This is a genomic window from Variovorax sp. 3319, assembly GCF_031456585.1.
Classification (GTDB): domain Bacteria; phylum Pseudomonadota; class Gammaproteobacteria; order Burkholderiales; family Burkholderiaceae_C; genus Variovorax; species Variovorax paradoxus_P.
The window spans coordinates 34,728-61,661 of record NZ_JAVDUZ010000017.1 but is presented as its reverse complement, the minus strand read 5'-3'; the positions used below and the strand labels follow the sequence as shown (position 1 = coordinate 61,661).

The window sequence follows — 26,934 nt, the reverse complement described above, 5'->3', positions numbered from 1 at the left end:
CACGCGCACCCTGGGCGAGGTCCTGCGCCAGGGCATGGCCAGCGATGCCGAGGGCTTCCAGAAGCATTGGAAGCGTGTGATCGACGCCTGCGAGCGCGCAGGCTATCCCCTGTCGCAGGAAGCAGTGCAGAGCCTCTACGACGTGATCGACCTGGCGCCAACCACCGCCTCCAGCATCCGCAAGACCTTCACCAGCCGCCTGGATCTGTGGCTCAACCCGATGATCGATGCGGCCACCTCGGCCAACGATTTCGACCTGAGGGAACTGCGCAAGCGGCCGATGTCGATCTATGTGCAGATCAATCCCGACAACATCGCCCGGCTGCAGCCGCTCCTGAACCTGTTCTTCCAGCAGGCGATCGGCCTGCAGACGCGCGAACTGCCCGAAAGCAATCCGCAGCTTCGCCACCAGGTGCTCCTGATGCTCGACGAATTTCCGGCGCTCGGGCGCATTCCGGTGATCGCCGACTCCACGGCCTTCCTCCCCGGCTACAACGTGCGCACCGTGGTCATCGTCCAGTCCCATTCGCAGCTGGTCGAGACATACGGGGTGGAGGGCGCGAAGTCGCTTCGTAAGATGCTGGCCGCGCGCATCGTGTTCCCGCCCAAGGAGTACGAAGACGCCGAGGCCATCTCGCGCGAACTCGGCACCTGCACGGTCCGCCAGAAGAACGTCAGCCGTCCGATGTGGGGCGGCGCAGGCAGGGAGCCGACCGTGAGCATCAGCGAGCAGCCGCGCCGCCTGCTGCTGCCCCAGGAGGTCAAGGAGCTCGGGCCGGAGCGGATGATCCTGTTCTACGAAGGCCTGCGGCCGGTGCTGGCGCACCGCATCCTCTACTTTCGCGACAGGTTCTTCGCCCGACGCGAGCTACCGCCGCCGCGGGTGCCGAAGCTGCGCGTGGCCAAGTCCGGCCGCCCTGTCGCCACCGCGCCCGCCGCGGCGCCCGATGACAGGGAGGGCGCAACCGAAACGGAGCCCGGATCGGTCGCGAACGCCACGCCGGAGGACGCCGGCTCCGCGCGGACCACCAGGCGGGCCGCGACCAATGCCGCTGATGTACTGAATGGCGACCTGAGGCTGGACGACTTCTCGTTCGACTTCGACGATGTCGAGATTCCGACCGAGAAGCTCAGCGACGAGGACATGAAGCGCCACGTCGACGAGTTCATGGCGCGAATCCTCGACTGATGGCAAACGAGCAACCCGGATAGCCCACGTCAAAGGAGCCACCAATGTCCGCAGACCATCTTCCCGAAGACCAAGCGCCGAACGGCACCGTGACCGCCGCCGCGCGGAAGGATGTCGGCTCTGTGCGGGGAGATGCGCCCCGTGCGGGACACCACCACGCCCGGGTGCCCAGTGCCATCGAACGCCACTACCTGCGCATCGGCAATCGCTACTTCTTCCCCAACCGCACGCCCGCTTTCATCGACGACGGCGACCGGCTTCGCGTGAAGACCGAAAACCGCGAGGTGCTGCACAGCGTCGTGGCGATCGCCGAATCGCGCCGCTGGCGGGTGGTCGATCTCAGGGGCACCAACTCCTTTCGCCAGGGCATGTGGCGCGAAGCCGCGCTGCGAGGCATCGAGTCACAAGGCTACGAGCCGACGGCGGCTGAAATTCGCGAGGTGCAGCGTGCACTGAGAAAAAGCGGGCTGTCGTCGCACGAAACCGTACAGGGTCCGAAACAGACATTGCGGGACCGCGACGTGGCGCCCGTCGACGGAGGCACGGCGCTTGCCGAAGCCAACCCAGATGCTGGCCAACCTCCGCTTGGCGACGGACCGCAAGCCCGCCAGCGCACAGGGGCGAGACCGCCTGTCCGCGGGATTCTCTTGGCCGCCGCCGCCGCGCCGTATCGATTCGACCCGGCCCAGCGCATGTCGTTCTACGTGACGGTTCGCACGGAGATCGGGGATCGCACTATCTGGGGTGCGGACCTCGAGCGGGCGCTCGCAGAGTCGGCATCGCAACCTCGCATCGGCGACCAAGTGGTGCTCGCGCCGCTCGGCACCCGTCCGGTCAACGTCCGCGTGGCGGCCCGCAATGCGGAAGGTGAACTGGTCGGCGAAAAGAAAATTCTCGCGCAGCGTGCCTGGTGGAGCATTGAGACGTCCGACCACCTTCGCATGATGGAACAGATCGCCATGCACATTCGCGGGGGGAAATCGCTGTCCGATGCACCTCGGCAACAGCACCCGGAACTGACCACGGCCGCGGCGACTCTCAAGCTGGCTGAGCAGTACGCAGAGCGCGTGACCAGCGATCGAGCGTCCCAGCAGCGCCTCATGCAGCTGATTCGCGATCGGATGGCCGAGGCTCTGGTCCAAGGCCGCTCGATCCACCTTCCGGATCGCGGCCCGCACCCCGCGCGCAAGCATGCACGCCAACACACGGCGCGGAGCCGCGAGGGCTTGAACCATGAGCGTGTATAGACATCATCGGAAAGCATTTCAAGGATTGCGGCACTTGCGCTGTGCGCTCCTCCCTCCGGTTTTGCGCTGTCGCGCGACATCATTCGAGGCGCCCTCCCGATCAATCCCGGCGCGACGAGCGAGGCGAGGCGGTCTACTCCACTGCCACTTCCCGGTCGGGCAACAGGCGCCGGGGAGCGCGAACGCGCTAGAGCCTCATCAAGTCCATCGAGGCGACGCAATCGACATTCGGGCTGGCCGTTCCAACCTCACGCCTGGACTGCAGAGCGTCACGCAGCGAAGGCGCAGCGCTGTACCCAATGCGCCACGCAAGCCGCATCGCGCGGCGCGGCGCGGCGGCGTCTGGCCGGTCTCATGTGGCTCGCTCGAAGCACTGAAATGGGTCGGTCTGTTGCTCATGACGGGAGATCACGTCAACAAGTACCTGCTGGCCGAAGCAAGCCAGACGCTCTACGCACTGGGCCGCATGGTGATGCCGCTGTTCGGTTTCGTGCTCATGGCGAACCTGTCACGCCCCGGTGCGCTTGAGAGCGGCATGCACCTGCGGGTCATGAAGCGACTGGCAGTCTTTGCACTGCTAGCGACACCGGCTTTCGTTCATTTGGTCGGCTGGTGGCCTTTGAACATCCTTGCCACCCTCTTGCTGGCAACGCTGATTGTCTGGCTGCTCGAGCGGGACAGTTGGATCGCGCGCTGCAGTGCCTTGATCGCCTTTATCGTTGGCGGCGCGGTGGTGGAGTTCTGGTGGCCTGCGCTACTCTACTGCATTGGCTCCTGGGCGTTCATTCGCAGGCCCAGCGGGCTGCGGATGCTGTGGTGGGCTTCGGCGACGGGGTCCCTCGCGGCGGTCAACGGCAACTTCGCGGCGATGGCCGCCCTGCTCTTGATCTGGGGCGCGCGCCAGGTAGAGATTCCATGCGCGCGCGGCCGATGGGTTTTCTACGCGTTCTATCCAATCCACCTGTCTCTGATCGCGTTGATATTGATTGCCGTCAAAAATTGACTTGGCCTGAGAAGTGAATGCATGTCTTCGGACGTACGCCGCTGATTCCTTCCATTGGTGTGTAGCAGCACCTCCTTCCGCGATCGAGAGATGCGCCGAGGAGCGAGGAATCACGGCAGACTGCTCACCCATTGGAAGGATGCTCATGCGTCGATCCGAGTCGTACGTCGGGCGCATGCGAGACGCTTTTCTCGCGACGACCTCAGCGAACCAAAGGCATCTTCATTTCGACCTAAGCGGTGAACGGAGCCCCGCACCAAGAGCGTCATTCGAAAACGACCCAGCGCAGCGCTCATAGTCGTTCCGGCAGCGCGAACTGGCGATTGCGCCGGAATTACTCCGGGTTGTACAAGGCAGATTGGATGTTCGGCCGCCCGCCCCAGCGAGGAACCACTCCCAACTTGTGCGTCAAAGCACGTTCGCCCGGCTCACCGAGACGGCCGGTACGACGCGTATTCCAATCACCCAAGGAGACGACGTCATTCCCATGCTCATCACGTTTGGCCGGCTAGACTTGAATTTAGTCCCTTCTACTGCAGTTGCAGTAAGTCCATTGCAGTTCGGCAAATCCGCCGCAGTTCTTTCCTTCTTGTCCGGAGGAGAGAACGAAATGTCGAGCGACGATAGAGATTGGCACAAGGACTGGTGGCGCCGCAAAACAGGCTACGTGGAGCGCAGCGCCTTTCGGATGTCCGCAACGGAAGCGGTTTTGCGGCGGCAACGTGCGACGCAGCGACGCAGGTGGTTTGTCACGGTGCTTGTCGCCGCGTCAGCACTCATCGTGCTCATTGTTTGGCAGTAGATTGCCGTCCCGCGCCGTATAACCCCGTTTCAAGTTCGAACATCGTACGGGCTGCGGGTTCACCCCCCAAGGGTGCCAAGCGGCATGTATACGTCGCGCTGTTTTTCGAGTTTCCTTCCAGGGGAAGCTAGTCGGCCCTCATGTCTGGCAGGTGTGCGATCGAAGGGGAGACATCGACTGCACGGCGGTCATGGCGCGGCGCTTCTCGCATTCCATCGCGCATGCCGTCTCGGACCGCATAGCGCAGCGTCAGGTACAGGAAAAGGAAGAAGAATGCAGTCCCGATGACGGCCGCGACCGTTTGTGCGATGAGGAACTGACTGTCGACGAGATGCATGGGCTGTGGGCCTTGAAGAAGCTCGGGGTGCATGGATGTTTGCTCAGGGAACAGCTGGATGTTCGCGCTTCTTGTCCACCGCCGCCGTCCTGCACTTTGAGGATTGTTAGAACGCAACGGTTCTCGTAGACGTCGAGATTTCCCGTGCGATCACCGGCCTCGGGGTTCTCGCGACGCATCCACGGAACGCTCCGCCGCAGGGTTTCCGACCTGCTTCCTCCAGCGCCCGGCCACGCGTTGTGCTTCGGTTTGTACGTCGGGCATTCGGGCAATCAGATCATTTACGCGCTCGGCAAGATCTGCCTCGTCCTGTCTTCGGAGCACATCCGCTGTTGCGCGCCAATCCGCGACGACCTCCCGCCGGGTGCTCCGCATCTTTTCCTCGCCCTCATCCGAGGTGCGCCGCCCTGAGCGGAGGACCTGGTGCACGCTCTCCAGCTTGGCGCGCATGAAGGTCGAGGTCTTCGGTGCTCGGGGCCCGCTCTGTTCGCGCATGGGCAACTCTTGGAATGCCCTGAGCGCCATCAGCCGACGATGGATGGGGTCCTTGTAGGGCTTGCGGATCTGCCCGCGCAACTGACGCGGCGTCGCGTTAGCCGCCACGCCCTGCTCCCGCATGAGCGCAGCAAACTGCTCGCGCCATTGCCGCAGCGTCTCCTTGCGGATGTAGAGGCGCTTGCCGGGCTCGAACTCGTGCTCGCACTTGACCACCAGGTGCACATGCGGGTGCGGCTGGTCGGTGTGCAGCACCATGGCGTAGCGATGCTGCAGCGAGAAGTTCTCGCGCGCAAAGACACGCGCCGCGGCCAGCACCTTGTCCGGCGGCGTGCCGGCGGGCATGGAGAGCACGACGTTGTGGACCAGCTTCGCACGGGTGTCCTTCTGACCCTGGGCGGGCCTGGGCTTGTACTGGCTTCTGCAAAGTTCCAGCTGCCAGTCCACCGTGATCTCCCTGGCTGCACCCCGGCCCTGCGGCGTCAGCCCCTCATCGGTTTCGATCGGCAGCTTGCCGTGGCGGCCGATGTAGCGCAGGTGCGCCTCGACGCCGCCGATGTCCCGTCCGCCGCCGGAGACCTTCACCATCACCTCGGGCGTGCGCCCCACCGTGCGCTGGATCTGCGCGATCTGATCGGCGCCGAAGCGCAGCTGGCCGGCCGGTCCCCGCCGGCCGTAGCTCACGATGTCCAGCGTCATGTCGCGCGGCGCACCGGTGGCGCCGCGGCTGTTTCGGCCCAAGCGCACCGTCTGGTCAGGCATGGCGGCTCCCTTCGCCGGTTTCCCAGCTGAGGAGGTTGCGGCGCACCAGGGCGGCTGTGGCTGCGCGTGCCACCTCGACTTCCTGCCGGACCCGCGCGATCGTTTCGCTCAGGTCCGAGACCGGCTGAGACAAAGTGTTCGGCATGCCGAACACTCGAAGCTGCCGTTGCAACGCGCCCAGCTGGGTGGCAGTCGCTTTGATTTGGTCGACTTCGTTCGGCGGCAGCACGGCCGCGTCACGGACGTGGTTGTGGATCAGTAAGGTCAGGTAGCTGGCTGTCTTCATCCCACGGGCACGCGCGCGCCTTGCTGCCAGCGCGCGATCGCCTTGGCGAAGCCGCAGCGTGATGCGTTCCGTCACGCCAGCGCCGCTTTCCGGTTCGTTGGGGGACCGCTGTCCGGCCGGGCCCGGCGAGATCTCGCCGTGGGTCTTGAGCACTTCGTCGACCATCTTTGCGAGCAGTCCCGACGCACTGAGGTGATGCCGCGCGGCCAGCGCGGCGAAGCGCGCCTTCTTATCAGGCGACACCCGGGTCCCTATCACGCGGCTGGGTCGAGAGGTGTTGGTCATTGCAACGCCGTGGCCGTAAACAATGTCTGACGTCAGTCTATCCTGCCCTCAACACCGCACAAGGACTTTGACCCAGGAATTCCAGCGTCGAACTCCCCTCGCAGTTAAGCCGCTCCCGGAGCGTTGCGGTCGATCGGCAGTTCGGACCCTCCATCGATGTTCGGCATGCCGAACATCGATGGAGCGAACTGGCACGCTCCAGTGGCAGCGAATTCACGAGCACACCTCCAACTCAGTCTGCGCTCATAGCCGCACAAAGGGCTTCGCCCTCGCAGCTTCGACATCGTCCACAGGCATGACGCGATCCCCGGGCCGGCCTTTAGTATCCAGCCATGACGATCGTCGAACGCCTCGCAGCGCTGGCCCTCGCGCTGGCATCAGTGGCCGCACAGGCCGCCGGAGAAGGAACCTCTTTCTCCCGCTGGGAGGTGCCTGCGCGCGACTTTGAGCATGACGCCACGCGGCGTGTGGGCGCGGAAACGCTAAGGGCAGAATACGGCAACACCAGCCCGTCATTCCCCTTTGACATTCGACTTTCCACGGGATCACCCGCTATGGATATCCCGTTCGTTCGCCTCTTCTCTGCCGCAGAACAATGAATAGACGTTCCGGATCCCGCTTCAAGACTGCTGTCTGGACTTTCCTTCTAACCGTGGTTGCCACGCTGGTGGCGCTCAATTTCACGGCAGGAGAAAAGAAGCTCAACGAGCAGATCAAGCGCGAGTACAGCCTGGACGATGCGCAGTATCAGCGCGCACTCGGAGTGCTGCTCGGTCCGGCCATTCTGGAGGGCAACCGCTTTGAGGCGCTCTACAACGGTGACCGCATTTTTCCACCGATGCTCGAGGCCATCAGGGGCGCGAAGCAGAGCATCACATTCGAGACCTATATCTACTGGTCGGGCGACATCGGAAAGGCCTTCGCCGACGCACTCGCCGAGCGCGCGAAGGCCGGCGTCAGAGTGCATCTGTTGCTCGACTGGGTGGGCAGCGGCAAGATCGACGAGAAGTTCCTTCAAGAAATGGAAGCCTCGGGGGTCCAGATCCGAAAGTTTCACAAGCCGGCCTGGTACGACATTGCGCGCGTAAACAACCGGACCCATCGCAAGCTGCTTGTGATCGACGGCCACACCGGCTTCACAGGGGGAGTGGGTATTGCGCCTAAGTGGACAGGCGACGCGCAAGACGCGGAACACTGGCGCGACTCGCACTTCAAAGTCCAAGGGCCGGTGGTCGCTCAGATGCAGGCGGTCTTCATGGACAACTGGGTCAAGGCGTCGGGCGATGTGCTTCACGGAGAAGCATATTTCCCCGCACTCACGACCGCCGGCAATGGACGCGCACAGGTGTTTAGCAGTTCGCCTTCCGGTGGCAGCGAAGGCGTGCATCTGATGTACCTACTGTCGATCACAGCGGCGGCCAAGAACATTGACCTCGCGAGTGCCTATTTTGTGCCCGACGATCTCACCGTTGGAGCGCTAGTCGCTGCTATGAAGCGCGGCGTGCGCGTCCGCATTATCGTGCCGGGGCCGATCATCGATTCGCAGACCGTACGCGGCGCCTCGCGCGCGAGCTGGGAACCGCTTCTCGAAGCCGGTGCTGAAGTCCACGAGTACCAGCCAACGATGTTCCATGTCAAGGTGTTCACCGTAGACGGTTTGCTTACCTCTGTCGGCTCGACGAACTTCGACAATCGCTCATTTCGGCTCAACGACGAAGCTAACCTCAATATTTACGATGCGGAGTTCACTGCCGCGCAGACGAGGCAGTTTGAAGCCGACCTGCAGCAGTCGAAACGCGTCACCCTCGAAAGTTGGCGCGTCCGGCCACTTTCTGAAAAGATCATGGAGTTTTTTGCTTCCCTGCTAGCGGCTCAGCTGTAGCGAACGTCGGTCTCGAGGCTCGTTTCAAGAGTCCAACGTCGAGGCTTGAGCCAGTCGGCCGTGCAGCCATCCCGCACGTCTTTCTCCGCATGGGAGCCATACGAGTTCGGGTGGCCTCCCCCAGAACAACCTGCCCGCCGTGATGAAGAGGGTGTCGGCACGTAGCAGGCACGCGTGACCGACGTCGAACGTCGGCTATCAAGCAAGACCTAGGACGGATTCCGGCCCGTGGCTACCGGTCTGTTGATTGCCACCGAAATTGGCCCGGCTATGGAGTGAACCCCATTGACTGGACCACCGGGGTCGTCAGAACTCAGCTGGCTGCTGAGCGAGTTGGGATTCGAATTCGCTCGGTGGGAGGTAACCGAGTGCCGAGTGAAGCCGCTTGGCGTTGTAGACCTCTTCGATGAACCGGGGCAGCCGCATTGCAACGTCTGCGAAGGTCTCGTAGCCGGCGCGCTGCGGCCTTGCCCTCGGAGTGGCCAACGTACATGCAATTCACATCGCCAAGGGGCCCCCAACGAACGTTTGGTTTGCCGGTTGCGGCATCGCTCCTACGTATGTAGGTGAGAAACGGAGAGCGCCATATCGGACACTCGGCCGGTTTGTCGAAGGAGTGATATGTCCGTGAAAATAATGTCTTCATGCATGCGAGTAAGTTGCCGACGCCAGAGGCTTGGGCCGAGGCGATTAAGGCAGTAGGTTTTGAGCTCGATATCGATCCTGAATTCAGTTGGAACGAGTTCGAAGGCTTTCTGCCTGCCAAGTACAAGGGCCGAGATGCGGGCTTCGAACTCTACAAAGAAGATTTCGATCTCTCAGAGCTAACGGACAGTGAGCGCGCCGATCCGGGAGATCGCCCGTTGTTGGTAACCCTGATCACTCATTCCGACATGCGCGAATACATGTCGTCCATGATTGCGGCGGCCGTGCTCTGCGTGATTGCTGATGGAAAGCTCGCTGAGGGCGGGGAGCCGCCTTTCATAGCGGCTGAGGCGAATATCGAGTGGGCGCGAAGCTCCATCCCCGCAGTCGAAAAGTTGATGGCCCATGACGGTTTCGGCGAGGAAGGTCAACTTCCGGCCCGGCATCAGAGGTCAAGTGCGAAAGGCGCTGTTGAGGCGATAGCAGTTGGTCAGGCCCATGCCGGGCAGGCGCGGCTTGCAATCGAGGGCGCGGCCCTTGTCGGGGGGCAGACAACCTTTGCTTCAGCAGGACGCGGCGGAAGCCCTGGCAGTCGGAGTCTCGGCACGGTACGTGCGGAGTCATCTTGAGCGGCCGGCCCCTATCCAGGCCGCTAGTCGAAAATCGCTTGTGGGCGCATGCGTTCGCTGCGTCGTGGAATGCGGCAGGCTCGTGCGTGGCTCGCCCAGTGCATCGGTTGGGTGATTGCAAGCCGATGTAGTGCGCCAAATTCGCGCCTGAACTGACTAGACGATCAGTCCCACCACACGTCCCGCATCGGCAGTTTCGCTGCGCAGTGACGCGCAAGCATTCCTTGTGGATATGGAGGCACGTGATCAACCTTGACGGTTTCCAAGACGCTCAGCTGTCGCATTAGCTCTGCGAAAGACGGAGCGTGAAATTCGCCCGCCCATTCGTTCAAGGACGCCTGCATTTCCCCGTCGATCGTCCTGAGCCGTGGGTGAAGCAGAATCAAATCGGTGCTGTGGTCCGTGTACTTGCCCACGATGATGGCTTGGTCATACAGGCCAGTCCGCGGGCCGTTGTCCTGACCGACGCCAAAGGCAAAGAATGGACTGTCGTCGATATAGGGTGCAATTTCTCGCATTTGGGCCCAGTACGCGGGCTCAAGGTCTCTGAAAAACCCCACCTCATCCAGCTCGAGCATCCCAACGGATCCACCCCAATGATGTGGATTGAACCTTTGCGGTGCGACTGGCTGCGTTTTGTACGCGATCCAGAAGTCTTTGTACGACTTCGGCAATTCGACATTCAACCGACTTTCGAGTCGCGCGAGATCGCTTCTAACTTGGATCTCAGGCATGCCTGCGGGGCCGTTGGCGCTCTGCCACCCGAGGACGGTCTCATGATCGCTTTCCACGGCCCCCTCCTCCCTGGCTCTATCGAAAGCAGATCTGCGCCAGCAATCCATAAAAGCCACCCAGTCGGCGGGAGTGCCGGCATAAGCAGAGTGCTTTTTGCGCAGATCGATCGCAGTCATATGGGTTTCAACTTTCGATTTGGCGCCAACTTCATCGCCGCATCCTGATAGAAGCACGATTCCGGAGACGAAGAAAATGCTTTGGACGAAGCTGAAGCGGGCAAAAAATGGCCCCATAGGCAGTTAGCCTTCCAAGGTAGACGAGCGATGCTACTCAGGATGGGTTTCCCGTGAGCCACTGCAGTTGCAGGAGCAGCACACGCCTCGACGGCGCCTGTCGACAAACGGGCGCGAGTGTGCAGGTCGACGGGTACGGCGCCGGAATCGAAATCCCGGCACATGGGCCGTTTGGAGCGGCCGTCGTGTGCAGCCGCATTAGCGCCGCTTTGACGTGCAACTCGCGGGAATGCGTCGGACGCGGATGAAGCGCACAGGAGCACCGAACCCAGACTCGGCCAATGCGACAAGATGGAACGGCGTCACAACGTTGACTTGACGGAGCTCGTCTCCAACCTCAAAAGTGGCTGAGGCGAGGTCTCCCTACGGATTAACTCTACTGAAGCCGGCATTGTTGGCCGCGCCGCCGTTGTAGATGCAGGTGCCGAAGACAAAAGCCAAAGCATATGCACTCCTGTCCGCACGCCCCGGTAAATCTGGCTCGACTTTCCGTCGGCGCCAACAATCCGCGTTCAATGGCCGGCCATCTGGCCGTCTGAGATGGAGCCGAGAAGCTGCTGCAACGTGGCCAGCAGTTTCGAAAGATCGGCTGGCTTCGAAAAATGTCCGTCGAAGCCGGCTTCCCTGGCCTTGGTCCTGTCCCCCTGCTGTCCATAGCCGCTGAGCGCTAGCAGTGCCATTCCGCTCAGGCGATCGTCGGCGCGCACCCGGCTTGCAAGCTCGTAGCCGCTCATTCCGGGGAGGCCAAGATCAAAAATCCCACCATCCACGCTTTCGCGGTCCAGCAACTCCAGCGCGTCCTCCGCGTTGCCGGCCGTCAGCACCTGATGACCCTCAAGGAGGAACCATTCCGCCAGCGATCCGAGGGCATCCGCGTTGTCGTCCACGAGCAGCAGGCGCAGCGTCCTGGCGAACGGCGCATGCTCTGGGGCGGCCACGTCCGGACGGCTCGATGCCGTGGACAGGGGCAATCTCACAGTGAACGTGCTACCTCGGCCCGTGCCGGCGCTTTCCACCTCGATGCTCCCACCGTGCAGCTGCGTCAGGCTTCGCGCGATGGCCAGCCCCAGACCCAGCCCGCCGCCGGCGCGCTGAAGCTGTTGCTCGGCCTGGACAAAACGCTCGAAGACGTGGGGAAGCAGGTCGGGCGCGATGCCGGCGCCTTCGTCTGCCACGACCAGCTCGGCGTCGGTGGCTCCCGTTCGAAGCGTCACCGCGATGCGCTGGGCGGCCGTTGTGAACTTCGCGGCGTTGTTCAGCAGATTGCCGACGATTTGCGCAAGCCGAAGGGGATCCCCGACAACGGGGACGGGCTCCGCAGGCAATGAAATCGAGGGCATCTCTGCCTTGGTCTGCAGGGCGGGCAGCGTGAGTTCAATGGCCTTGGCCACGATGTCGCGCATGTCGAGTGGCTCGGGTCGCAAGACGATCTTTCCTGAGACGATGCGTGAAATGTCCAGCAAGTCGTCCACGAGCCGCGACAAGTGCGTTACCTGCCGCTCGATGATCTGCCGTTCCCGCGGGAAAGCTTGGTCGTCCTTGCGTTTGATCAAGCTCAGCGCCAAGGAGATCGGAGCCAGCGGGTTGCGAAGCTCGTGTCCCAGCATCGCGAGGAATTCGTCCTTGGCCCTGCTGGCCACCTCGGCACGGTTCTGCGCGCTGCGCGCGTCCGCGAGCAAGCGCACGTTGTCGAGCGCCAGCGCGGCACGCTGCGCCAGTTCCCCGATGAGCGCTCCGTCCGCGAGCGTCAACCGGCGTCTGGACGTGTCCTGCAGGACAGCCATGGCGCCGATGGTGCGGCCACGTGCGACCAAAGGAACGACGCATGCGGCTGTGATGCCGAAAGCCTGCGCAAACTCCCGAAACTGCGGATCCAGGTCCTCAACGGCGTTCGGCTCGTCGAAGTTCCGGACGTACGTCCGGCCGGTGGCGATCGCCCACGGAAACGAGCTCTGCGTCGTGGCTGACGCGGTGCGGTTGCTCACCAGGCTGGCAATCTCCGCACTGCGCGCCGGATCGGAGTGGTGCGTGAGCTTGCGCTCGAGCACGCCGTCCTCATTGAGCAGGTCAATGCGGCAAAGGTCGCCTACGCCCGGCACGATGATGTCTGCAATGGCTTCGAGCGTCGAGTCTTCTTCCAGCGAACGAGAGAGGGCCGCGCTTGCGCTGGCGAGACGTTCGAGCCGCTCCTGAGCCGCCTGCGCACTTGTCAGCGCCTTGCGTTCCGCGTCCAGGAGGGCTTCTCGATCGAGTTCGTGCTGCGCTCGATGCTCGGCAGCGGAAACAAGCGCGGTCGCCACCGCATCCACCTCCGCGATGCCGGAAACTTGGGCCATCACGGATTGCCCGAGCCCCAAGGCATCCGCGCTCTGCTGGAGTCGTGCGATGGGACGCGTGATCGACCGCGACATCCACCAGGACCCCAGTCCGCCCACCAACAGCGAGACGAGCAGGCCGAGACCGTAGACGATGACCGTACGCTGCAGCGCGTCGTCCGCCACTGCCCGTGGGGCACCAAGCACTGCCGTCCATGAGGAGAACTCGAGTTTCGCGACGGCTGTCTGCATCCAGATCCCGTCCACGTTGCGGCTGTCGCCCACATACTCTTTGCGATCCTGCATCAGGGCAAGCATCTGCAGCAGCGACTCGCTGGGGGGCACCCCGCGAAATCGCGCATCCTCGCGGGAACGCGCGACGCGGGAATTGCCTGCATCGAATATCGACACGGTCCAGCCCTCCGGGATGCTTTGCCGGACCAGTACGTCGCCGATGGCGTCGGGCCGAACGACGGCTGTGAGAACGTAACGCACCGCGCCGTCGCGAATGACCGGCACTCGCACAGGGAAAGCAAGATTTCCGTCCGGGCCCTTCACCATCAAGCCAACGGCGGGCATTCGCGTTCGAACGGCCGCCGCCAGGCTTTCCGGCTCCATCGCTTGCGCCGCCGATCCCGTGACATTGCCTTCAGTGCTGAACAAGACCTTGCCATCCGGCGCCAGCAGGAGGACGCCGCGCCAGTCGGCGTGCGAGGAACGGAGGGCCTTGGCAAGCAGCATGGCGTCGACCAATCCGGCTTCTTCCGTCGCGCCTAAAGGCTCCGTGAGCGCCAGCGCTTCGAGCGCTGCGACCGTCAATCGGAGTTCGCCGTCCACCGCGGTGGCGAGCGCCCTGGCGACGCCCAGCGTAGTGGTCTGCATCTGGTCCCGCTGCGCTTTGAGCAAACCGTCCAGCGCGAAACCGCAAACGGCCGCTAAAGGAAGCAGCGCCGCGGAAGCGACGAGCAGCAGGCGGGCCGAGAGGTTAGGAGCGCGCATAAGTGCAGGGCAGATTGGGAAGGTCGGTATTGTTGCTTACGCCAATGTGCAGACGGTCGCCGGTCCTGCTAGTGCAGGGGCCGTAGTTGCACATCTCAACAGCCCAGGCAACATTTGGCTTTCGACCCGACCGTCAAGGCATATACGCAGGACTACGCAGGGCCAGCGCCTTGGGGCTGCAGTGGAATGAGCTCAACTCCCCCGGCCTTCTCCTTGTTGCTTCGACCACCTCTACTTACCCCCTTGAACAGAGAGGTGAACAGTCGGAGTAAGGGAGCGAATTCAGCCGTGCAATAGACCGACGGGAGGGACCCGGTGCCTTTGTCTCCGAACTGATAGCCTAGACCGCACGCCCTCTTCGTTTTGCGACCGTGGCGGCCAAGCATCCACATGCCCAGCTGGGCCAGCCGCATCACCCTTGAAATCACAGATTTGAGTGTTGAGCCCCTCAAGGACGTCAGCGGGGCTGATGCGCGCGCCGAAGGCGCCCCGAGTGCGATCCCGCCGGTTGACGCGAAGTGCTGTTTGCTGGCGCCGGCCAGCGCGGCAGTTCCGTGCTGCATTTCCGGGAAACCTGGGAGTACATCGATCGGGCGGCGAGCTCGGACACATAAGCCTCGGTATGGAGCGCTTAGTTCCGGAGGGTAATGCCATGACGACTAGTGGTCGCCACCCCCGCCTACCGGATCCGCATCCTCATCTTCCTGGCTCATTGCTGCTCGCCAGAAGTCCGATCCGGCTTCGAACGCGGCGTGCGGGTTCGGAAAGGAGTATCTGGAAGAGGCGTGCTCTTCGACCTGGTCCCCGCCGCCGGCAGCACGGAGGAGAACCCAGTGATAGGCGCCATCCCATTCAGGATCTTCGATCACTGTCAAAGCAAGGTGCGATAGCTGCATTCCTGTGGCCTTTTAGAACTGGGCCTGCCCGTCTCCGCTGCGGTCATGAACCCAACGCATCGCCTGCTGCTCCGCGTGCCGGGTGGCCTCCGCCTCGGTGCCGTACACCACCTCTTCTGTGTCGTCCGGCACCTGGGTTTCCAGCTCATGCGAAGGTGTGCGGACAAGAACGACGACGGGACGATAGCCGCCGGCCACTGGCTCCGCATGGAGTTCGAAGCGAAAGCCGCGGTATTCAAGGGAGTGGCCGTCGGAAATGGGCGTGCTGCCGTCTGTCATGGTTGTGGACCCGGGAATTCCTTAGATCCTGCGCCACCTTCAAAGTGACGCAGTGCAGGTGCGCAGGGGCACCGCCTGAAGGACGGCACGCCGTGGGAGCACGCGTTTGACCACATCCGGTTTCGGCGCTTTCTCCAGCGAACTGGCGCGAGCAATGGCTCAAGTGCGCAAGCCCCTCACTTCCGCCGCCGCCCAGAAGCGGCGGGGCTCCATCCGTTGCACCCAGACCGGGGGACTTTCTCACCTTCAAACCTTCGGCTGTCCACGGCCGGATTCCTGCCTACTGCACAAGCGCCGCCTGCGTCAGATGGCGCGAATGATCTCTTTCTCACAGCAGCCGCGCCGCCACGTGGTTTCGAACGCCCATCCCAGTTGCCTGCAAGTCAGTTAAGCGGTGATTTCGCTGAAGTCGGGCGAGAGGTTGTTCCTTGACTCCGGTTTGCTCCTCACCCTGAATTCAGCGCATCTTTTGTTTAAATAAAAATGATTAACAGCTCTGGTCGCAAGGTATATCGAACGGAATAATAAGGACAGTTTCCGTTGTAAACGAATACTTAATTCTGGATAGCGGTCACTAATTAAATAGTCGGTCAGTCGCTGGCAAACGAATAAAAAAAGCTCTGCCAATATCCGCCAGCAACAAACTTAACGCTATGTGTAAGGGATTTATTAGACAAACATCCAATGCTCTAAGCTTTTGCCAGCGAAACAGTCCTTCGTCAAAAAATCCTCCCTTAAAAATCCCAACAAAGGATCGTAATATTTCGCAACAAGGTATTACTATCCGCGACGATTGGTCCTCCCAAAGGAAGCGGCAATGACCTCGTCAGAGTTTCCAAGCGTCAGCAAATTTCTGAAAAAACATCCTGAAATAGATGTTTTGCAGTTGGATTTGCACGCCGACCGCCCCCGCCTGGAGGCGCTTCTGGCGGATTCGCTGGCCTTCTGCAGTTGGGCGGAGCTGGCGCGTTACCAGCGATTGCTTCGCTTGGTGACCGGCCCATCGCCGCGGGAGGGGGAGGACGCCGGCGACAGCGAACTCGCCGCCGTCTCGGCGCTGAGCAGCGCGCATTTCAGCTCCGCGCACGACATCGCGGCCGTCGCCCAGGACCGCTTCGTCGAGCGCGTAGGCGACTCGCTTCCCGGCGGCAAGGCGCAGGCGCTGGCAATCCACCGGCGCGCGCGGAACATCCACAACATGCTCACGCAGTTGGCGCTGGCCGTCCGCTCGCTGGTGGGCTCGCCGCATGCGCGCGCGCAACCGAGCCACAACGCGGCTGCGCTCATTGCCTACGTCGAGGCAATCCCGAGCTACCGACAGATGTTCGGCACGCTCGACTACTGCAGCTGCGCGCAGTGCCAGAGCATCTTCGGTGCGGCGGCCTACCTGGTGGACCTGCTGCGCATCGTCGACACCTGCATCGAGCCGGCCAACGTGATCGCGGCCGAATGGAAGCTGCAGGCGCGCCGCCCCGACCTCTACACCACGCCGCTGGATTGCGCCGCGACGCAGACGCCCGTGCCGTTCCTCAGCCTGGTCAACAACATCCTTGGCGGCCAGATCGCGCTGCGCACGGGCCAGGACGCCTTCAAGGTCGTGGCGGCCGCACCCTACCCGTTCAACCTGCCCTTCAGCCTGCCGCAGACGCAGGTGCGCGAGTACCTGTCGCGGCTGTCGAGCACGCTCGACGCGGTGTACGCCGTCTTCGTGGCACCGGCGCCCGCAACGAGCCCGGTCACGCGGGAGGCGGCGGCGCGCGAAGCGCTGCGGATGTCGATCGAACAGTTCGAGATCGTCACCATCCCGCGGGCGACCGAAGCCGAGCTCGCGCCCTGCTTCGGCTACGGCGCCACGATCCCGCTCGCCGAGATCGCGCAGGTCGGAGTGTTCCTTCAGCGCACCGGGCTGGCACGGGACCAGCTGCTCGCGTTGTTGAACCAGGGCCTGAGCAGTGACGAGTTCGCGGCCGGCGGTGCCGACGGCTTCTTCATTAACGACACGGGCGAGGCGCTGCCCGCGATGAAGCTGCAATACCGCACGGTCGGCGCCGACCTGGTGGAGCACATCGCCGACCTGTCGCTGCTGCGGCTGGATCGGCTCAACCGATTCATCCGCCTGCATGCGCACGTGAGCGCGGGCAGCACCGCGGCCGGCGCCAACGCGCAGGCCGCGCTGGATTTCGCGAGCCTGCAATGGGCGCTGGCGGCATCGAACAGCACACCGATCGATGCCGCCACGATCATGAGCCTCTCGGGGCTGCTGCAACTGAGCATCGCCGCAGCGGTGGCCGCGCCCGACCTCACGAGCCTGTGGTTCGACCTGAAGACCGACGGCCGCGGCAACGGCGCGCAGCCGGCCGACCCCTTCGACCGAATCTTCAACGCGCCCTCGCTGCTGGACGGCCGCGATCCCTACACCTCGGCCGTGGCAATCCCCTTCGATCCGGCACGGCCCCTGGACTGGGACATCGACGGCTTGGCTGCCGCCGATGCCGAGATCCGCGCGCGGCTGAGCGCGGCGCTGCAGCTGTCGAACGACGACCTGCACACGCTCGCGCACTACCTGCTCGGCCTGCAGGGCCTCGCGGGCACGCAGCTGAAGACCGACCTGCCCACGCTGTCTTGGCTCTACCGGCTCGCGCGCATGGCGCGGCTGCTGAAGCTCAGCGTCCAGGGGCTGCTGCGGCTGGTGGGGCTGGTGTTCTATCCCGACGCGTCGTGGCGGCAACCGCCGAAGGCGGCCTGGAGCGCCACGCAGTCCGCCATCGCGCAGCTGTTCGTCACCGCGAATTGGCTCAAGGACAGCGCGTTCGACATCTACCAGCTGCAGTACGTGATCACCGGCGAGCTGAGCCCGCAGGTCTCGCCCGGCTACCGCGTCGCCGACCTCCCGATCCTGCTCGACCGCCTGGGCGCGGCCGGCGTCGACGAGCGCGTGGTGGCCGACGACCTGGTGTATGGCGACATCGGCCCCGACATTGCCGAGCTTCTTCGCACCGCGCTCGTTGCGGCCGGCTTCATCGATGCCGCAGGGCTGGTGCTCGCGGTGCCCGCGGGTTTCGCCGAGCTGTCCCCGATGCTGCCGCTCGCGCAGCAAAGCTTCTGGCGCCACGGCGGCGTGCTGACCCAGGCCGAATCGCAGACCGCGTTCGAGGGCCTGATCGCGCAGCAGTTGATCGTCGCGCCGGCGGGCGCCACCACTGGCGCCCTGAGCACGAGCTACACCAGCGCCGCCAAGCTGGACTTCCTGTTCGACGGCGATCCGCAGGCCGCGGCCAAGCGCGACCAGGTGCGCGACGTCCTGTCCGCGCGCAAGTCGGACATCGACCAGCTGGTCGGCGTGATCGGCGCCGCCTCCACCTCGCAGCAGGTGATCGCCGTCGCCGGGCTGGGCGAGCTGTTCAACACGGGCACCGAGCGCATCGCGCTGCTGACGCCGGTGGCCGCCGGCATCGCGTCGCTGCCGGACTGGTGCGCTGCGCTGCTCGCGCCGCGCGCGGCCGGCGCGCTGCCGGTGGGCGTCGAAGCCTTCGTGGCCGCGCTCGCGCGCAACCTGCGCCTGATCGACCTGCTGCCACTGGACCTGACGCAGACCGATGCGCTCGTGCGCTCGCCCGCCAGCTTCGACATCGGTAACCTGCAGCGGCTCGGCGTGGCCGACGTGTACTCGCTTGCCCGCTTCGTTGCGCTCGAAGGGAGCCTGGAGGACCGCAACAACGAGCTGGTGCGCTGCTACTTCGCGATCCTGCCCGACAGTGGTTGCACAGGCACGCCGGTCGAGATCCTGGCGCGCCTTGCCGGCTGGCCGGCCGCGCAGATCGACCAGCTGATCGCGCTGTTCTGGCCCGGCAACACGCGCTCGCCGGCCCCTTGGCAGACCGTCGCAGGCCTCGACCTGCTACAGCGCGTGTTCTCGCTGTGCGCCACCCTCGGCCTGGACGCACAGGCGCTGCTGCAGCTCGCTCAGCTGTCCAGCCTCAACCTGCTCGATGCCGGCGGGCTGGTGCCGGCCCACTGGGCCCAATGGAACGAGCGCGCACAGGCCACGCTGGGCGCCGTCGCCAGCCGCTATGGCGACAGCTACGAGCTGGTCCACGAAAAGATCGAGAGCGCGCTTGTCACGGCCCAGCGCGATGCGCTGCTGGGCTACACCGTCTGGCTGCTGGACGTGGCGGGCCTGCCGGTGCACGACGCCAATGGCCTGTTCGACTACTTCCTGATTGACGTCGAGATGGACGGCACCGACCGTACCTCGTGGGGCGCGCAGGCGATCCAGTCGGTGCAGCTGTACCTGCAGCGCGCGCGGCTGCAGCAGGAGCCGGGCATCACGCAGATTCCGGTGCCGGAGATCTGGTGGCGTTGGCTGTCGGAATACCGCGTCTGGGAAGCCAACCGGCGCATCTTCGTCTACCCCGAAAACTACGCGGATCCCGAGCTGCTGGGCAACAGCTCGCCGATCTTCCGCAGCTTCGCCGAGGACCTGCGCCAGAACGAGATCGACGACAGCACCGTCGCCGCGGCCTACACCCGCTACTTCGACCGGTTCACCGTCGCGGCCAGCCTGGCGCAGGTGTCGGCGCTGCGCGAGCGCAGTGCCGACCTGCACGACGATCGCCCGCGCGATACGCTGTTCATTATCGGCCGCACGCTGACCGAGCCGTACAGTTACCAGTTGCGCACCTTCGTCGACGGCCGGCGCTGGACGCCGTGGCAGCCGATCGACCTGAGCATCGCCGCGAGCTCGGTGGCCGCCGCCTACGCCTTCGGCCGGCTGCTGGTGTTCTGGAGCGAGAGCGAGCGCACCAGCAGCTCGGCCGTTTCCAGCGGCAACGCCAACGCGCAGACCACGCTGAGCGCCTCGCTCAAGTACTCGTTCCAGAACGCCGCGGGCGAATGGGTGCAGCCGCAGGTGCTCTACCAGAACTACGTCGTCGATGCCCAGCCGAACGGCTACGCGCCGATGCAGGACGAGGCGATCTCGGCGCTCTTCTCACAGGAGCGCCCCGGCTGGCAGACGCCGCAGGTGCTGCGCATCGGACGCGGCATCCCTGGCCAGGGGCGCGTCAGCATCGCCAAGGGCGCGCTCACCGTCGTCGGCGACAGCACCAACTTCGCGCACGAGATCAGCGTCGGTGACCGCCTCTGGGTCGCCGGGCAGGAGCGCGTGGTGACATCGCTGCAGACCGCGGCGCTGACCGTCAACGACGCCTGGTCGATGTCGGCGAATTCGGCCGAGTTCAAGATCATTCCGCTCGCGCAGGCGCAGGGATCGTTCCCCACGTTCACGGGCCAGGGCACGGTCAGCATCACGGCGACCTTGCCCCTGGCTTCGGGCAAGGGCACCGACTTCGCGGCACAGATCGAGGTCGGCGACCGCATCAGCGTGATGGGCGAGACGCGCACGGTGCTGCTGATCGACGTGAGCGCCACCGCACAGCAGTTGGTGGTCGATTTCCCATGGACCTTCTCCGGCTTCGGAGCCACCTACACGATCACGCCGATGACGGCCGGCATCGACCGCCTGCTGGTGCTCTACGGCAGCGCGCTGCCCACCGCGCAGCGGGTGCCGGACCCACCGACCCCGACGCCAATCGCGAATTCGGGCCGCGATCCCTTCACCGGCGCGCTCAACGAATTCAACCGCGACCTTTACCAGACGCTGGTGCTGGCCGACCGCATCGATGCCTTCGTCGCACCGGGCACCACCAGCCCCGTCGCCGGCACCGTGACCGCCGGCGTCGCGATCCAGCTGACCGAGGACCTGATCCCCAACGTCGGCCGCGCGCTGCTGCTGGACTACAGCTACGGCGCCGACTACACCCAGCTGCAGAACCTGCAGCCCTACGCGCCGCACCTGGACCGCAACAACAACGTCCTGTCGATCGTCCCGAGCTCGGACATCCTTTCGGATGCCACCTGGGGCAACATCGAGCCCCAGACGCTGCGCTATGCCCCCGGGCTCGAGAAGGCGCTGGCGACCGCGGCCAGCAGCCTGCCGCTGCTCTACAACCTGCCCGACCGCGTCAGTACCTTCCACAACGTCATCAACCAGACCGGCTGGCTGGTCTACGGCAACGGCACCGACGCCTACCTGGTCCAGAGCCAGGAGCCTGGGCTGATCGACACCACCACGCTGACCTTCGTGCGGCCGTACCTGACCTCGGGCGTCTACCGCAACGAACTGGCGATCAGCACCGGGCCGTACACCAACCAGCCGATGGCCTTCGACGACCTGAAGTTCCGCTTCACACGGATTTCGACCTCGGTGGCCAGCCGGCTCAACACCACGCTGATCGCGCGCGGCCTGCCGGGCCTGCTGCGGCTGGAGACGCAGTACCTGCCCGAGGCGCCGTTCAGCCGCTTCTACAGCGACGCCACCCACCAGCCCGCACCGGCCATCGACGCCACTCATCTGCCGCCCGAGCTGATGGACTTCGACGGCGCCTACGGGCAGTACTTCTGGGAGGTGTTCTTCTACGCGCCCTTCCTGATCGCCTCGCGCCTGAACGGCCACCAGCGCTTCGAACAGGCCAAGCAGTGGTACGAGTACCTGTTCAATCCGACGCAGCCGACCGAGGCCGGCATCCCCGATCCCGGCGACCGTTTCTGGCGCTTCCGCCCGTTCCGCCCGCTGGTGGTGCAGTCGCTGGTCGACAGCCTGAGCAACGTGGCGCAGATCGACGTCTACAACGACGACCCCTTCGACCCCGACGCGATCGCAAGGCTGCGCCCGGGCGCCTACCCCAAGGCGATCTTCTCGCGCTACGTGGGCAATCTGCTCGACTGGGGCGACCGGCTGTTCACCGCGGACACTCGCGAGGCCATCGGCGCGGCCACCAACATCTACCTGATGGCCACCGATCTGCTGGGGCCGCGGCCGCTCGCGGTGGGCGACTGCGAGCGGCCGGCGCCGCGCAGCTACGAGCAGATCCGCGCGGCCTACGACACCAGTGGCCTGGCCGCCGGCGCGAGCCCCGACACGCTGGTGCTCGACAGCGCGGCCTCGGCCAAGGACCGCTTCTACAACGGCTTGTTCGTGACCATCACCACCGGCACGGGCAACGGCCAGCGCCGCACCATCGTCGACTACGTCGGCGCCACGCGCACCGCCACCGTCGACCTGGATTGGGACCCGGTGCCCGACACGAGCTCGGGCTACCGCATCAGCTCGGTGCCGCAGTTCCTGATCGACATGGAAAACACGGCCATGAACGCCGCCGCCCTGCCCGGCCTGCGCGAGCTGCCCTACAACATGGTCGACAGCTACTTCTGCGTGCCCGACAACGCCGAGCTGATCGGCCTGTGGGACCGCGTGGAAGACCGGCTCTACAAGATCCGCCACAGCATGAACATCAACGGCGTGGTGCGCATCCTGCCGTTGTTCGCGCCGCCCATCGACCCCAACGCGCTGGCGCGCGCGGCGGCCGGCGACGGCCTGGATGCCAACCGCGAATCCGCGATGGCCGAGCCGCCGGCCTCGCCCTATCGCTTCGAGTTCCTGATCGCGCAGGCGCAGAGCGTGACCGGCACGGTGATGCAATTCGGCCAGTCGCTCCTGCTGGCGCTGGAGAAGCGGGACGCCGAAGCGCTGGCGCAATTGCAGAACACCCAGACCGACACGCTGCTGCAGCTCACCCGCGGCGCCAAGGTCAACGCGCTGACCGAGGCGCAGCAGCAGCTGGAGGCGTTGCGCGTGGGCGAGCAGTCGGCGCTGTGGCGCCAGCAGTTCTACCAGTCGCTGCTGGACGCGGGCCTGACCAGCGGCGAGCGCCAGAACCTGGACGCGCTGGCCGCCGGGCTGGCCATCAACATTCTGGCGACGGCCACCAAGACCGCCGCCTCGATCGCCTATGCCCTGCCCAATGTCGGCTCGCCGTTCGCAATGACCTATGGCGGCGTGCAGGTCGGCAATGCGCTGAACGCCGCCTCGAACGTGCTGGAGATCGGTTCGCTGATCTCCAGCTACATCGCGCAGCGCAGCCTGACCGTGGCCGGCTACGAGCGGCGTGACCAGGACTGGACGCTGCAGCAGACCATCGCCGGCTTCGACGCCGACCAGACCGCGCGCTTGATCGACGCCGCCGTGCTGCGCGTGGAGATGGCGCGGCAGGAGCTGGCCATGCTCGACACCCAGATTGCGCAGAACCAGACGCTGGCCAAGATGCTGCGGCAGAAATTCACCAACCTGCAGCTGTACGAATGGATGTCGCGGCAGCTCTCGGGCCTGTACCTGCAGCTGTTCCAGATCGCCGACGGCCTTGCACAGGCGGCGCAGCGCGCCTACGAATACCGGCTGGGAACGGGCCGCAGCTTCATTCGCGGCAGCACCTGGGACAACCTCTACAAGGGCCTGCTGGCGGGCGAAGGCCTGCAACTGCAGCTGGCGCAACTGGAGCGCGCATACCTGGACGACAACCGCCGGCGCTACGAGATCGTCAAGACCGTCTCGCTGTCGCAGCTGGACCCGGTGCAGCTGCTCGCGCTGCGCGAGACGGGCGAATGCGTGTTCGCGCTGAGCGAGCTGCTGTTCGACCAGGACCATCCTGGCCACTACGCGCGCACCATCGCCAACGTCACCGTGTCGATTCCCGCGGTGCTGGGGCCCTACCAGAACCTGAAGGCCACGCTCACGCAGCTGAGCAACCAGGTGGTGATCGAGCCCAACATCGACGCGATCACTTTCCTGGCCACGGGCACCGGCGCCGGCACCTTTCCGCCGCGCGCGCTGCGCTCGGACTGGCGCGCGCTGCAGCAGGTCGTGCTTTCGCGTGGGCTGGACGACGCAGGCCTGTTCTCGCTCGATCCGGAGGACCCGCGCTTCCTGCCCTTCGAAGGAACGGGCGCGGTGTCGTCGTGGCGCCTGTGGCTGCCGCCGCAGACCAACCGCTTCGACTTCGCGAGCATCGGCGACGTGGTGCTGCAGGTGCGCTACACCGCGCTGGACGGCGGCGAAAAGCTGAGAAAGCAGGTGGTGTCGATCCCTGCGATGAGCGTCTACGACGGCGCCAGCCTGCTGCTGCTGCGCCAGATGTACCCGCAGCCCTGGTACGTGTTCATGGCGGACCATGCGAGCGCCGAACGCCAGACCATGAGGTTTCCGCTGGCCCCCGGCACCGTGCCGGCGCATGTCGGCGATGCACAAGCCACCGGCTTCTACCTGCAGCTGCAGCTGGCCGAGGGCGTCTCGGTACCCATGGGCAGCAGCTTCCTCAAGCTGCGGCTCACGCCCACCGACACCGTCTCCGTCACCCTCGGCGAGAACGCCGCAGCGCTGGTGACGCTGCCGTCACCGGTGGCGATGGACCTGCTGTTCGCGCAGCCCCTGGAACTCGAATTCGATCTGGCGACGACCCCGGCCGGCCTTCTGGCCAACGGCTTCCTCGACCCGGAAAAACTGGAGGGGATCGGACTGATCCTCGACTTCAGCGCAAGCATCGGCTGGTGAACCCAGCCGTCATCGTCAACCCACGTAAAGGAGCTTCGTCATGCCGGACTATCTGCCAGGATGCGTCGAGAAGGTCAAAGCCAAGGGCGGCAAGTTATGCAGCTGGGAAAAAGTCTGCAAGGTCATCCAGGAAGCCACCGACGTCTACTGCAAGAACCGCCTGGACCACGACGGCACGCCCTTCGACGAGCCCGTGCCGGGCGTCGAGGACGGCAAGCAGTGCTTCTGCTGCTGCTCCTGCTTCGCCCAGTACACGCCGATCGAGGTCAGCCAGGGCGAATACGTCGCGGTGCGCGACATCGAGCAGCGCGACTGGGTGCTGTCGGGCTTCCAGAACAACGGGCAGATGGAATGGCAACCGCGCGAGATCGTGCTGAGCAACGGCATCGGCCCGAAGCTGGAGTTCGACTACATGTACTACGTGCAGTACATGTCGGGCGAGTTCAACCAGCAGATGATCGTGACGCTCGACCACCTGTTCCTGCTCGAGAACGGCAAGGTCAAGCCGGTGCAGTACCTGACGCCGCAGGACCGCCTGCGCCGCCCCGACGGCAGCATCGCCGAGGTGCTGTTCGTGATCTCGGCCAAGTACGTCGGCGGCGTGCACCACGTCTCGTTCGCGGGCTTCGACAACACCACGCTCGACGGCCACCTGCTCAGCGCCAACGGCGTGATCACGTCGGACTATGCGGTGCAGCTGGCCTACAGCGCCGGCCAGCTCAACCCCGCCCTGCTGGACCAGCCGCCCAAGACGCCGCTGCGCGTGGGCACCGCCGCCTACGCCGCCGAGTACGACAACCCGGCGCAGCGCGCATTCCTGGCCGACCCCGAGCGCTGGCCGGCCGGGCTGGAGCCGATACCGCGCCCGCTGATCAACGTGCCGGCCACGGCGCGCGCCTTCTTCACCCTGGCGCAGGCCAGGGAACTGCAGGCGGCCGCGCCGGCCTATCCGCCGACCTCGTCGATCAACATGGCGACGATGCGCTGGCTCATGAACACGATCTACGGCAGCTACCGGCCGAAGACCACCTTCCTGCTCGACTGGGAGAACCCGCTGCCGAATGTCTATGCGTGGCAGGGCGACGGCACCACCTACGTGCTGGTCACGGGCGGGTTGGCGCTGATCGAAGGCCTGCAGTACGAAGGGCTGGCGTTCATGCTGGCGCAGGGCATCGCCGCGGGCAACGGCCTGCTCTGCGTCGGCCCCGCCGACTACGACGCGGTGTTCAACGTGCTGCGCCTGAACTGGTCGAACTCGCTGTTCTTCGACATCTACAGCGCCGGCCTGGCGCAGGTCACGGCGCTGTTCGCGCACATCCAGGACAACGACGCCAACCCCGACAACATCTGCGAGCAGCCGGCGCTGCAATGCCGCCTTGACACCTATGCGGCCGCAGCCTCGATGCTCCCGCTGCCGGCCTGCGCGGTGCCGGTCTCGGCCTTCTCGCTGGACAGCGCGAAGGCCGTGCGCAAGCTCGAAGGCGCGGTCGCGAGCTTCAGCCTGCCGGTGGACGTGGTGAGCGCCGAGTCCATCGAGAACTACGCGATCACGCCCGCCGATCCGACGCACCCGGTAGTGCGCGTGGTCAGCGCCGTCGTCAGCGCCAAGGGCGAGGAACGCAGGGTGCGCCTGGGCGTGGCCGGCCTGCAGGCCGCGCAGAGCTACGAACTGGCGGTGACCAAGGTGCAGGCCGGGAACGGTGCGCAGCTCAATCCGCAGAAGCGCACCGCCACGTTCACCACGCCTTGAGGAGCTCGCCATGATGCACAGCCAAGCACCCCAGGTCCTGCTGGAGAACCTGACCGCGGCGGGTTCGATGCCGGAGGTCCGGCAGCGCTTCGCGCAATTCCTGGGACTGGACGACCCCCTGCCCGATCCGGTGATCCACCGGGCCCTGTCGGATCGGCCCTTCCTGCACAACCTGATCGTGTCGCGCGGCTCGCCGCAGTTCCTGCAGATCCTGATCTCGGATCCGAAGAACGCCACGTTTTCCGAACTGCCCGCCAGCGTGGCCGAACTGGAGGCGCCGGCCGACGCCGCGGAAGGCGGCGGCGCGCCCGCCGACCCCGCGGCCGAGGACCTGCCCGGCAGCTTCCGGCTCGCGGCGCGCGCGGCCGGCGCGCTCGCGCGCTGGGGCGCCGCGGGCATCGTGCGGGTCGAGCCCGAGGTGTTCGAGCAGCGCTGGTCCACCTGCCAGGCCTGCCCTCACCTGGTCGAGCCGCCCAGGCGCATGGTCTACAGGATCAGCGAAAGCCTCGCCCCTCGCCAGGCCGATCCGCGGGTGTGCTCGGCCTGCGGCTGCGTGGCGCAGCGCAAGGCCAGGCTGCCGACCGAACGCTGCCCGCGTGCCGATCCGGCGCAGCCGGGGCTCAACCGCTGGGGACAGGCGTTGGCGAACTGATCGCCCGC

Annotated in this window: 16 protein-coding genes; 10 read left to right on the top strand and 6 right to left on the bottom strand. The window is 65.0% G+C overall.

From position 1 onward, the window contains the following. The 4 genes from J2X67_RS26385 to J2X67_RS26370 form a co-directional block, all read left to right on the top strand. The coding region (locus J2X67_RS26385) for a type IV secretory system conjugative DNA transfer family protein (RefSeq protein WP_309957907.1) at positions 1 to 1,189 on the top strand (1,189 nt) is incomplete at its 5' end. A gap of 44 nt (positions 1,190 to 1,233) precedes the next feature. Next, entirely contained in the window at positions 1,234 to 2,436 is a 1,203-nt protein-coding gene (locus J2X67_RS26380; RefSeq protein WP_309957905.1) for an LPD7 domain-containing protein, read from the top strand. Beyond that, positions 2,423 to 3,439 (top strand): TraX family protein, encoded by a 1,017-nt coding sequence (locus tag J2X67_RS26375; protein WP_309957903.1) that lies wholly within the window; start codon positions 2,423 to 2,425, stop codon positions 3,437 to 3,439. The genes J2X67_RS26380 and J2X67_RS26375 overlap by 14 nt, the downstream gene beginning before the upstream one ends. A 487-nt stretch (positions 3,440 to 3,926) precedes the next feature. Continuing rightward, entirely contained in the window at positions 3,927 to 4,241 is a 315-nt protein-coding gene (locus tag J2X67_RS26370) for a hypothetical protein (RefSeq protein WP_309957901.1), read from the top strand. A gap of 127 nt (positions 4,242 to 4,368) precedes the next feature. Here the strand turns inward: J2X67_RS26370 and J2X67_RS26365 are convergent, their stop codons facing one another. From J2X67_RS26365 to J2X67_RS26355, 3 genes are all read right to left on the bottom strand, one after another. Then, positions 4,369 to 4,578, bottom strand: a complete 210-nt coding sequence (locus tag J2X67_RS26365; RefSeq protein WP_309957899.1) for a hypothetical protein — start codon at positions 4,576 to 4,578, stop codon at positions 4,369 to 4,371. Positions 4,579 to 4,728: 150 nt separating this feature from the next. Further along, entirely contained in the window at positions 4,729 to 5,835 is a 1,107-nt protein-coding gene (locus tag J2X67_RS26360; protein ID WP_309957898.1) for a relaxase/mobilization nuclease domain-containing protein, read from the bottom strand. Then, entirely contained in the window at positions 5,828 to 6,406 is a 579-nt protein-coding gene (locus J2X67_RS26355) for a hypothetical protein (RefSeq protein ID WP_309957897.1), read from the bottom strand. Before J2X67_RS26355 ends, J2X67_RS26360 begins: the two co-directional genes overlap by 8 nt. A 332-nt stretch (positions 6,407 to 6,738) precedes the next feature. On the opposite strand from J2X67_RS26355, the gene J2X67_RS26350 reads away from it, so the two are divergent. From J2X67_RS26350 to J2X67_RS26340, 3 genes are all read left to right on the top strand, one after another. Beyond that, on the top strand, positions 6,739 to 7,005 hold the full coding sequence (locus J2X67_RS26350) for a hypothetical protein (protein WP_309957895.1): 267 nt from the start codon (positions 6,739 to 6,741) through the stop codon (positions 7,003 to 7,005). After that, positions 7,002 to 8,288, top strand: a complete 1,287-nt coding sequence (locus J2X67_RS26345) for a phospholipase D-like domain-containing protein (protein WP_309957893.1) — start codon at positions 7,002 to 7,004, stop codon at positions 8,286 to 8,288. The genes J2X67_RS26350 and J2X67_RS26345 overlap by 4 nt, the downstream gene beginning before the upstream one ends. A gap of 644 nt (positions 8,289 to 8,932) precedes the next feature. Further along, entirely contained in the window at positions 8,933 to 9,562 is a 630-nt protein-coding gene (locus tag J2X67_RS26340; RefSeq protein ID WP_309957891.1) for a hypothetical protein, read from the top strand. A gap of 164 nt (positions 9,563 to 9,726) precedes the next feature. Here the strand turns inward: J2X67_RS26340 and J2X67_RS26335 are convergent, their stop codons facing one another. The 3 genes from J2X67_RS26335 to J2X67_RS26325 form a co-directional block, all read right to left on the bottom strand. Next, on the bottom strand, positions 9,727 to 10,590 hold the full coding sequence (locus J2X67_RS26335; RefSeq protein WP_309957889.1) for a hypothetical protein: 864 nt from the start codon (positions 10,588 to 10,590) through the stop codon (positions 9,727 to 9,729). Between the two features lie 512 nt (positions 10,591 to 11,102). Further along, a complete protein-coding gene (locus tag J2X67_RS26330) occupies positions 11,103 to 13,904 on the bottom strand; it encodes an ATP-binding protein (protein ID WP_309957888.1) in 2,802 nt (933 codons plus the stop codon). A gap of 908 nt (positions 13,905 to 14,812) precedes the next feature. Further along, positions 14,813 to 15,079 carry a hypothetical protein gene (locus J2X67_RS26325; RefSeq protein WP_309957886.1) on the bottom strand — a complete coding sequence of 89 codons (267 nt, stop codon included), beginning with the start codon at positions 15,077 to 15,079 and terminating at the stop codon, positions 14,813 to 14,815. 880 nt (positions 15,080 to 15,959) lie between these two features. Here J2X67_RS26325 and J2X67_RS26320 point away from each other — a divergent pair. From J2X67_RS26320 to J2X67_RS26310, 3 genes are read left to right on the top strand one after another with little or no spacing between them, the layout of a single operon-like run. Continuing rightward, positions 15,960 to 24,524 carry a neuraminidase-like domain-containing protein gene (locus J2X67_RS26320; RefSeq protein WP_309957884.1) on the top strand — a complete coding sequence of 2,855 codons (8,565 nt, stop codon included), beginning with the start codon at positions 15,960 to 15,962 and terminating at the stop codon, positions 24,522 to 24,524. A gap of 40 nt (positions 24,525 to 24,564) precedes the next feature. Continuing rightward, complete coding sequence (locus tag J2X67_RS26315; RefSeq protein ID WP_309957882.1) at positions 24,565 to 26,274, top strand: hypothetical protein; 1,710 nt, start codon at positions 24,565 to 24,567, stop codon at positions 26,272 to 26,274. A 10-nt stretch (positions 26,275 to 26,284) separates the two neighbouring features. Continuing rightward, positions 26,285 to 26,926 (top strand): hypothetical protein, encoded by a 642-nt coding sequence (locus J2X67_RS26310; protein WP_309957880.1) that lies wholly within the window; start codon positions 26,285 to 26,287, stop codon positions 26,924 to 26,926. Positions 26,927 to 26,934: the final 8 nt, after the last annotated feature.

Excerpts from the sequence above, each read along its gene's own strand:
- J2X67_RS26380 (WP_309957905.1), top strand. The coding sequence starts at position 1,234 with ATGTCCGCAGACCATCTTCCCGAAGACCAAGCGCCGAACGGCACCGTG.
- J2X67_RS26375 (WP_309957903.1), top strand. The coding sequence starts at position 2,423 with ATGAGCGTGTATAGACATCATCGGAAAGCATTTCAAGGATTGCGGCAC.
- J2X67_RS26370 (WP_309957901.1), top strand. The coding sequence starts at position 3,927 with ATGCTCATCACGTTTGGCCGGCTAGACTTGAATTTAGTCCCTTCTACT.
- J2X67_RS26365 (WP_309957899.1), bottom strand. The coding sequence starts at position 4,578 with ATGCATCTCGTCGACAGTCAGTTCCTCATCGCACAAACGGTCGCGGCC.
- J2X67_RS26360 (WP_309957898.1), bottom strand. The coding sequence starts at position 5,835 with ATGCCTGACCAGACGGTGCGCTTGGGCCGAAACAGCCGCGGCGCCACC.
- J2X67_RS26355 (WP_309957897.1), bottom strand. The coding sequence starts at position 6,406 with ATGACCAACACCTCTCGACCCAGCCGCGTGATAGGGACCCGGGTGTCG.
- J2X67_RS26350 (WP_309957895.1), top strand. The coding sequence starts at position 6,739 with ATGACGATCGTCGAACGCCTCGCAGCGCTGGCCCTCGCGCTGGCATCA.
- J2X67_RS26345 (WP_309957893.1), top strand. The coding sequence starts at position 7,002 with ATGAATAGACGTTCCGGATCCCGCTTCAAGACTGCTGTCTGGACTTTC.
- J2X67_RS26340 (WP_309957891.1), top strand. The coding sequence starts at position 8,933 with ATGCATGCGAGTAAGTTGCCGACGCCAGAGGCTTGGGCCGAGGCGATT.
- J2X67_RS26335 (WP_309957889.1), bottom strand. The coding sequence starts at position 10,590 with ATGGGGCCATTTTTTGCCCGCTTCAGCTTCGTCCAAAGCATTTTCTTC.
- J2X67_RS26330 (WP_309957888.1), bottom strand. The coding sequence starts at position 13,904 with ATGCGCGCTCCTAACCTCTCGGCCCGCCTGCTGCTCGTCGCTTCCGCG.
- J2X67_RS26325 (WP_309957886.1), bottom strand. The coding sequence starts at position 15,079 with ATGACAGACGGCAGCACGCCCATTTCCGACGGCCACTCCCTTGAATAC.
- J2X67_RS26315 (WP_309957882.1), top strand. The coding sequence starts at position 24,565 with ATGCCGGACTATCTGCCAGGATGCGTCGAGAAGGTCAAAGCCAAGGGC.
- J2X67_RS26310 (WP_309957880.1), top strand. The coding sequence starts at position 26,285 with ATGATGCACAGCCAAGCACCCCAGGTCCTGCTGGAGAACCTGACCGCG.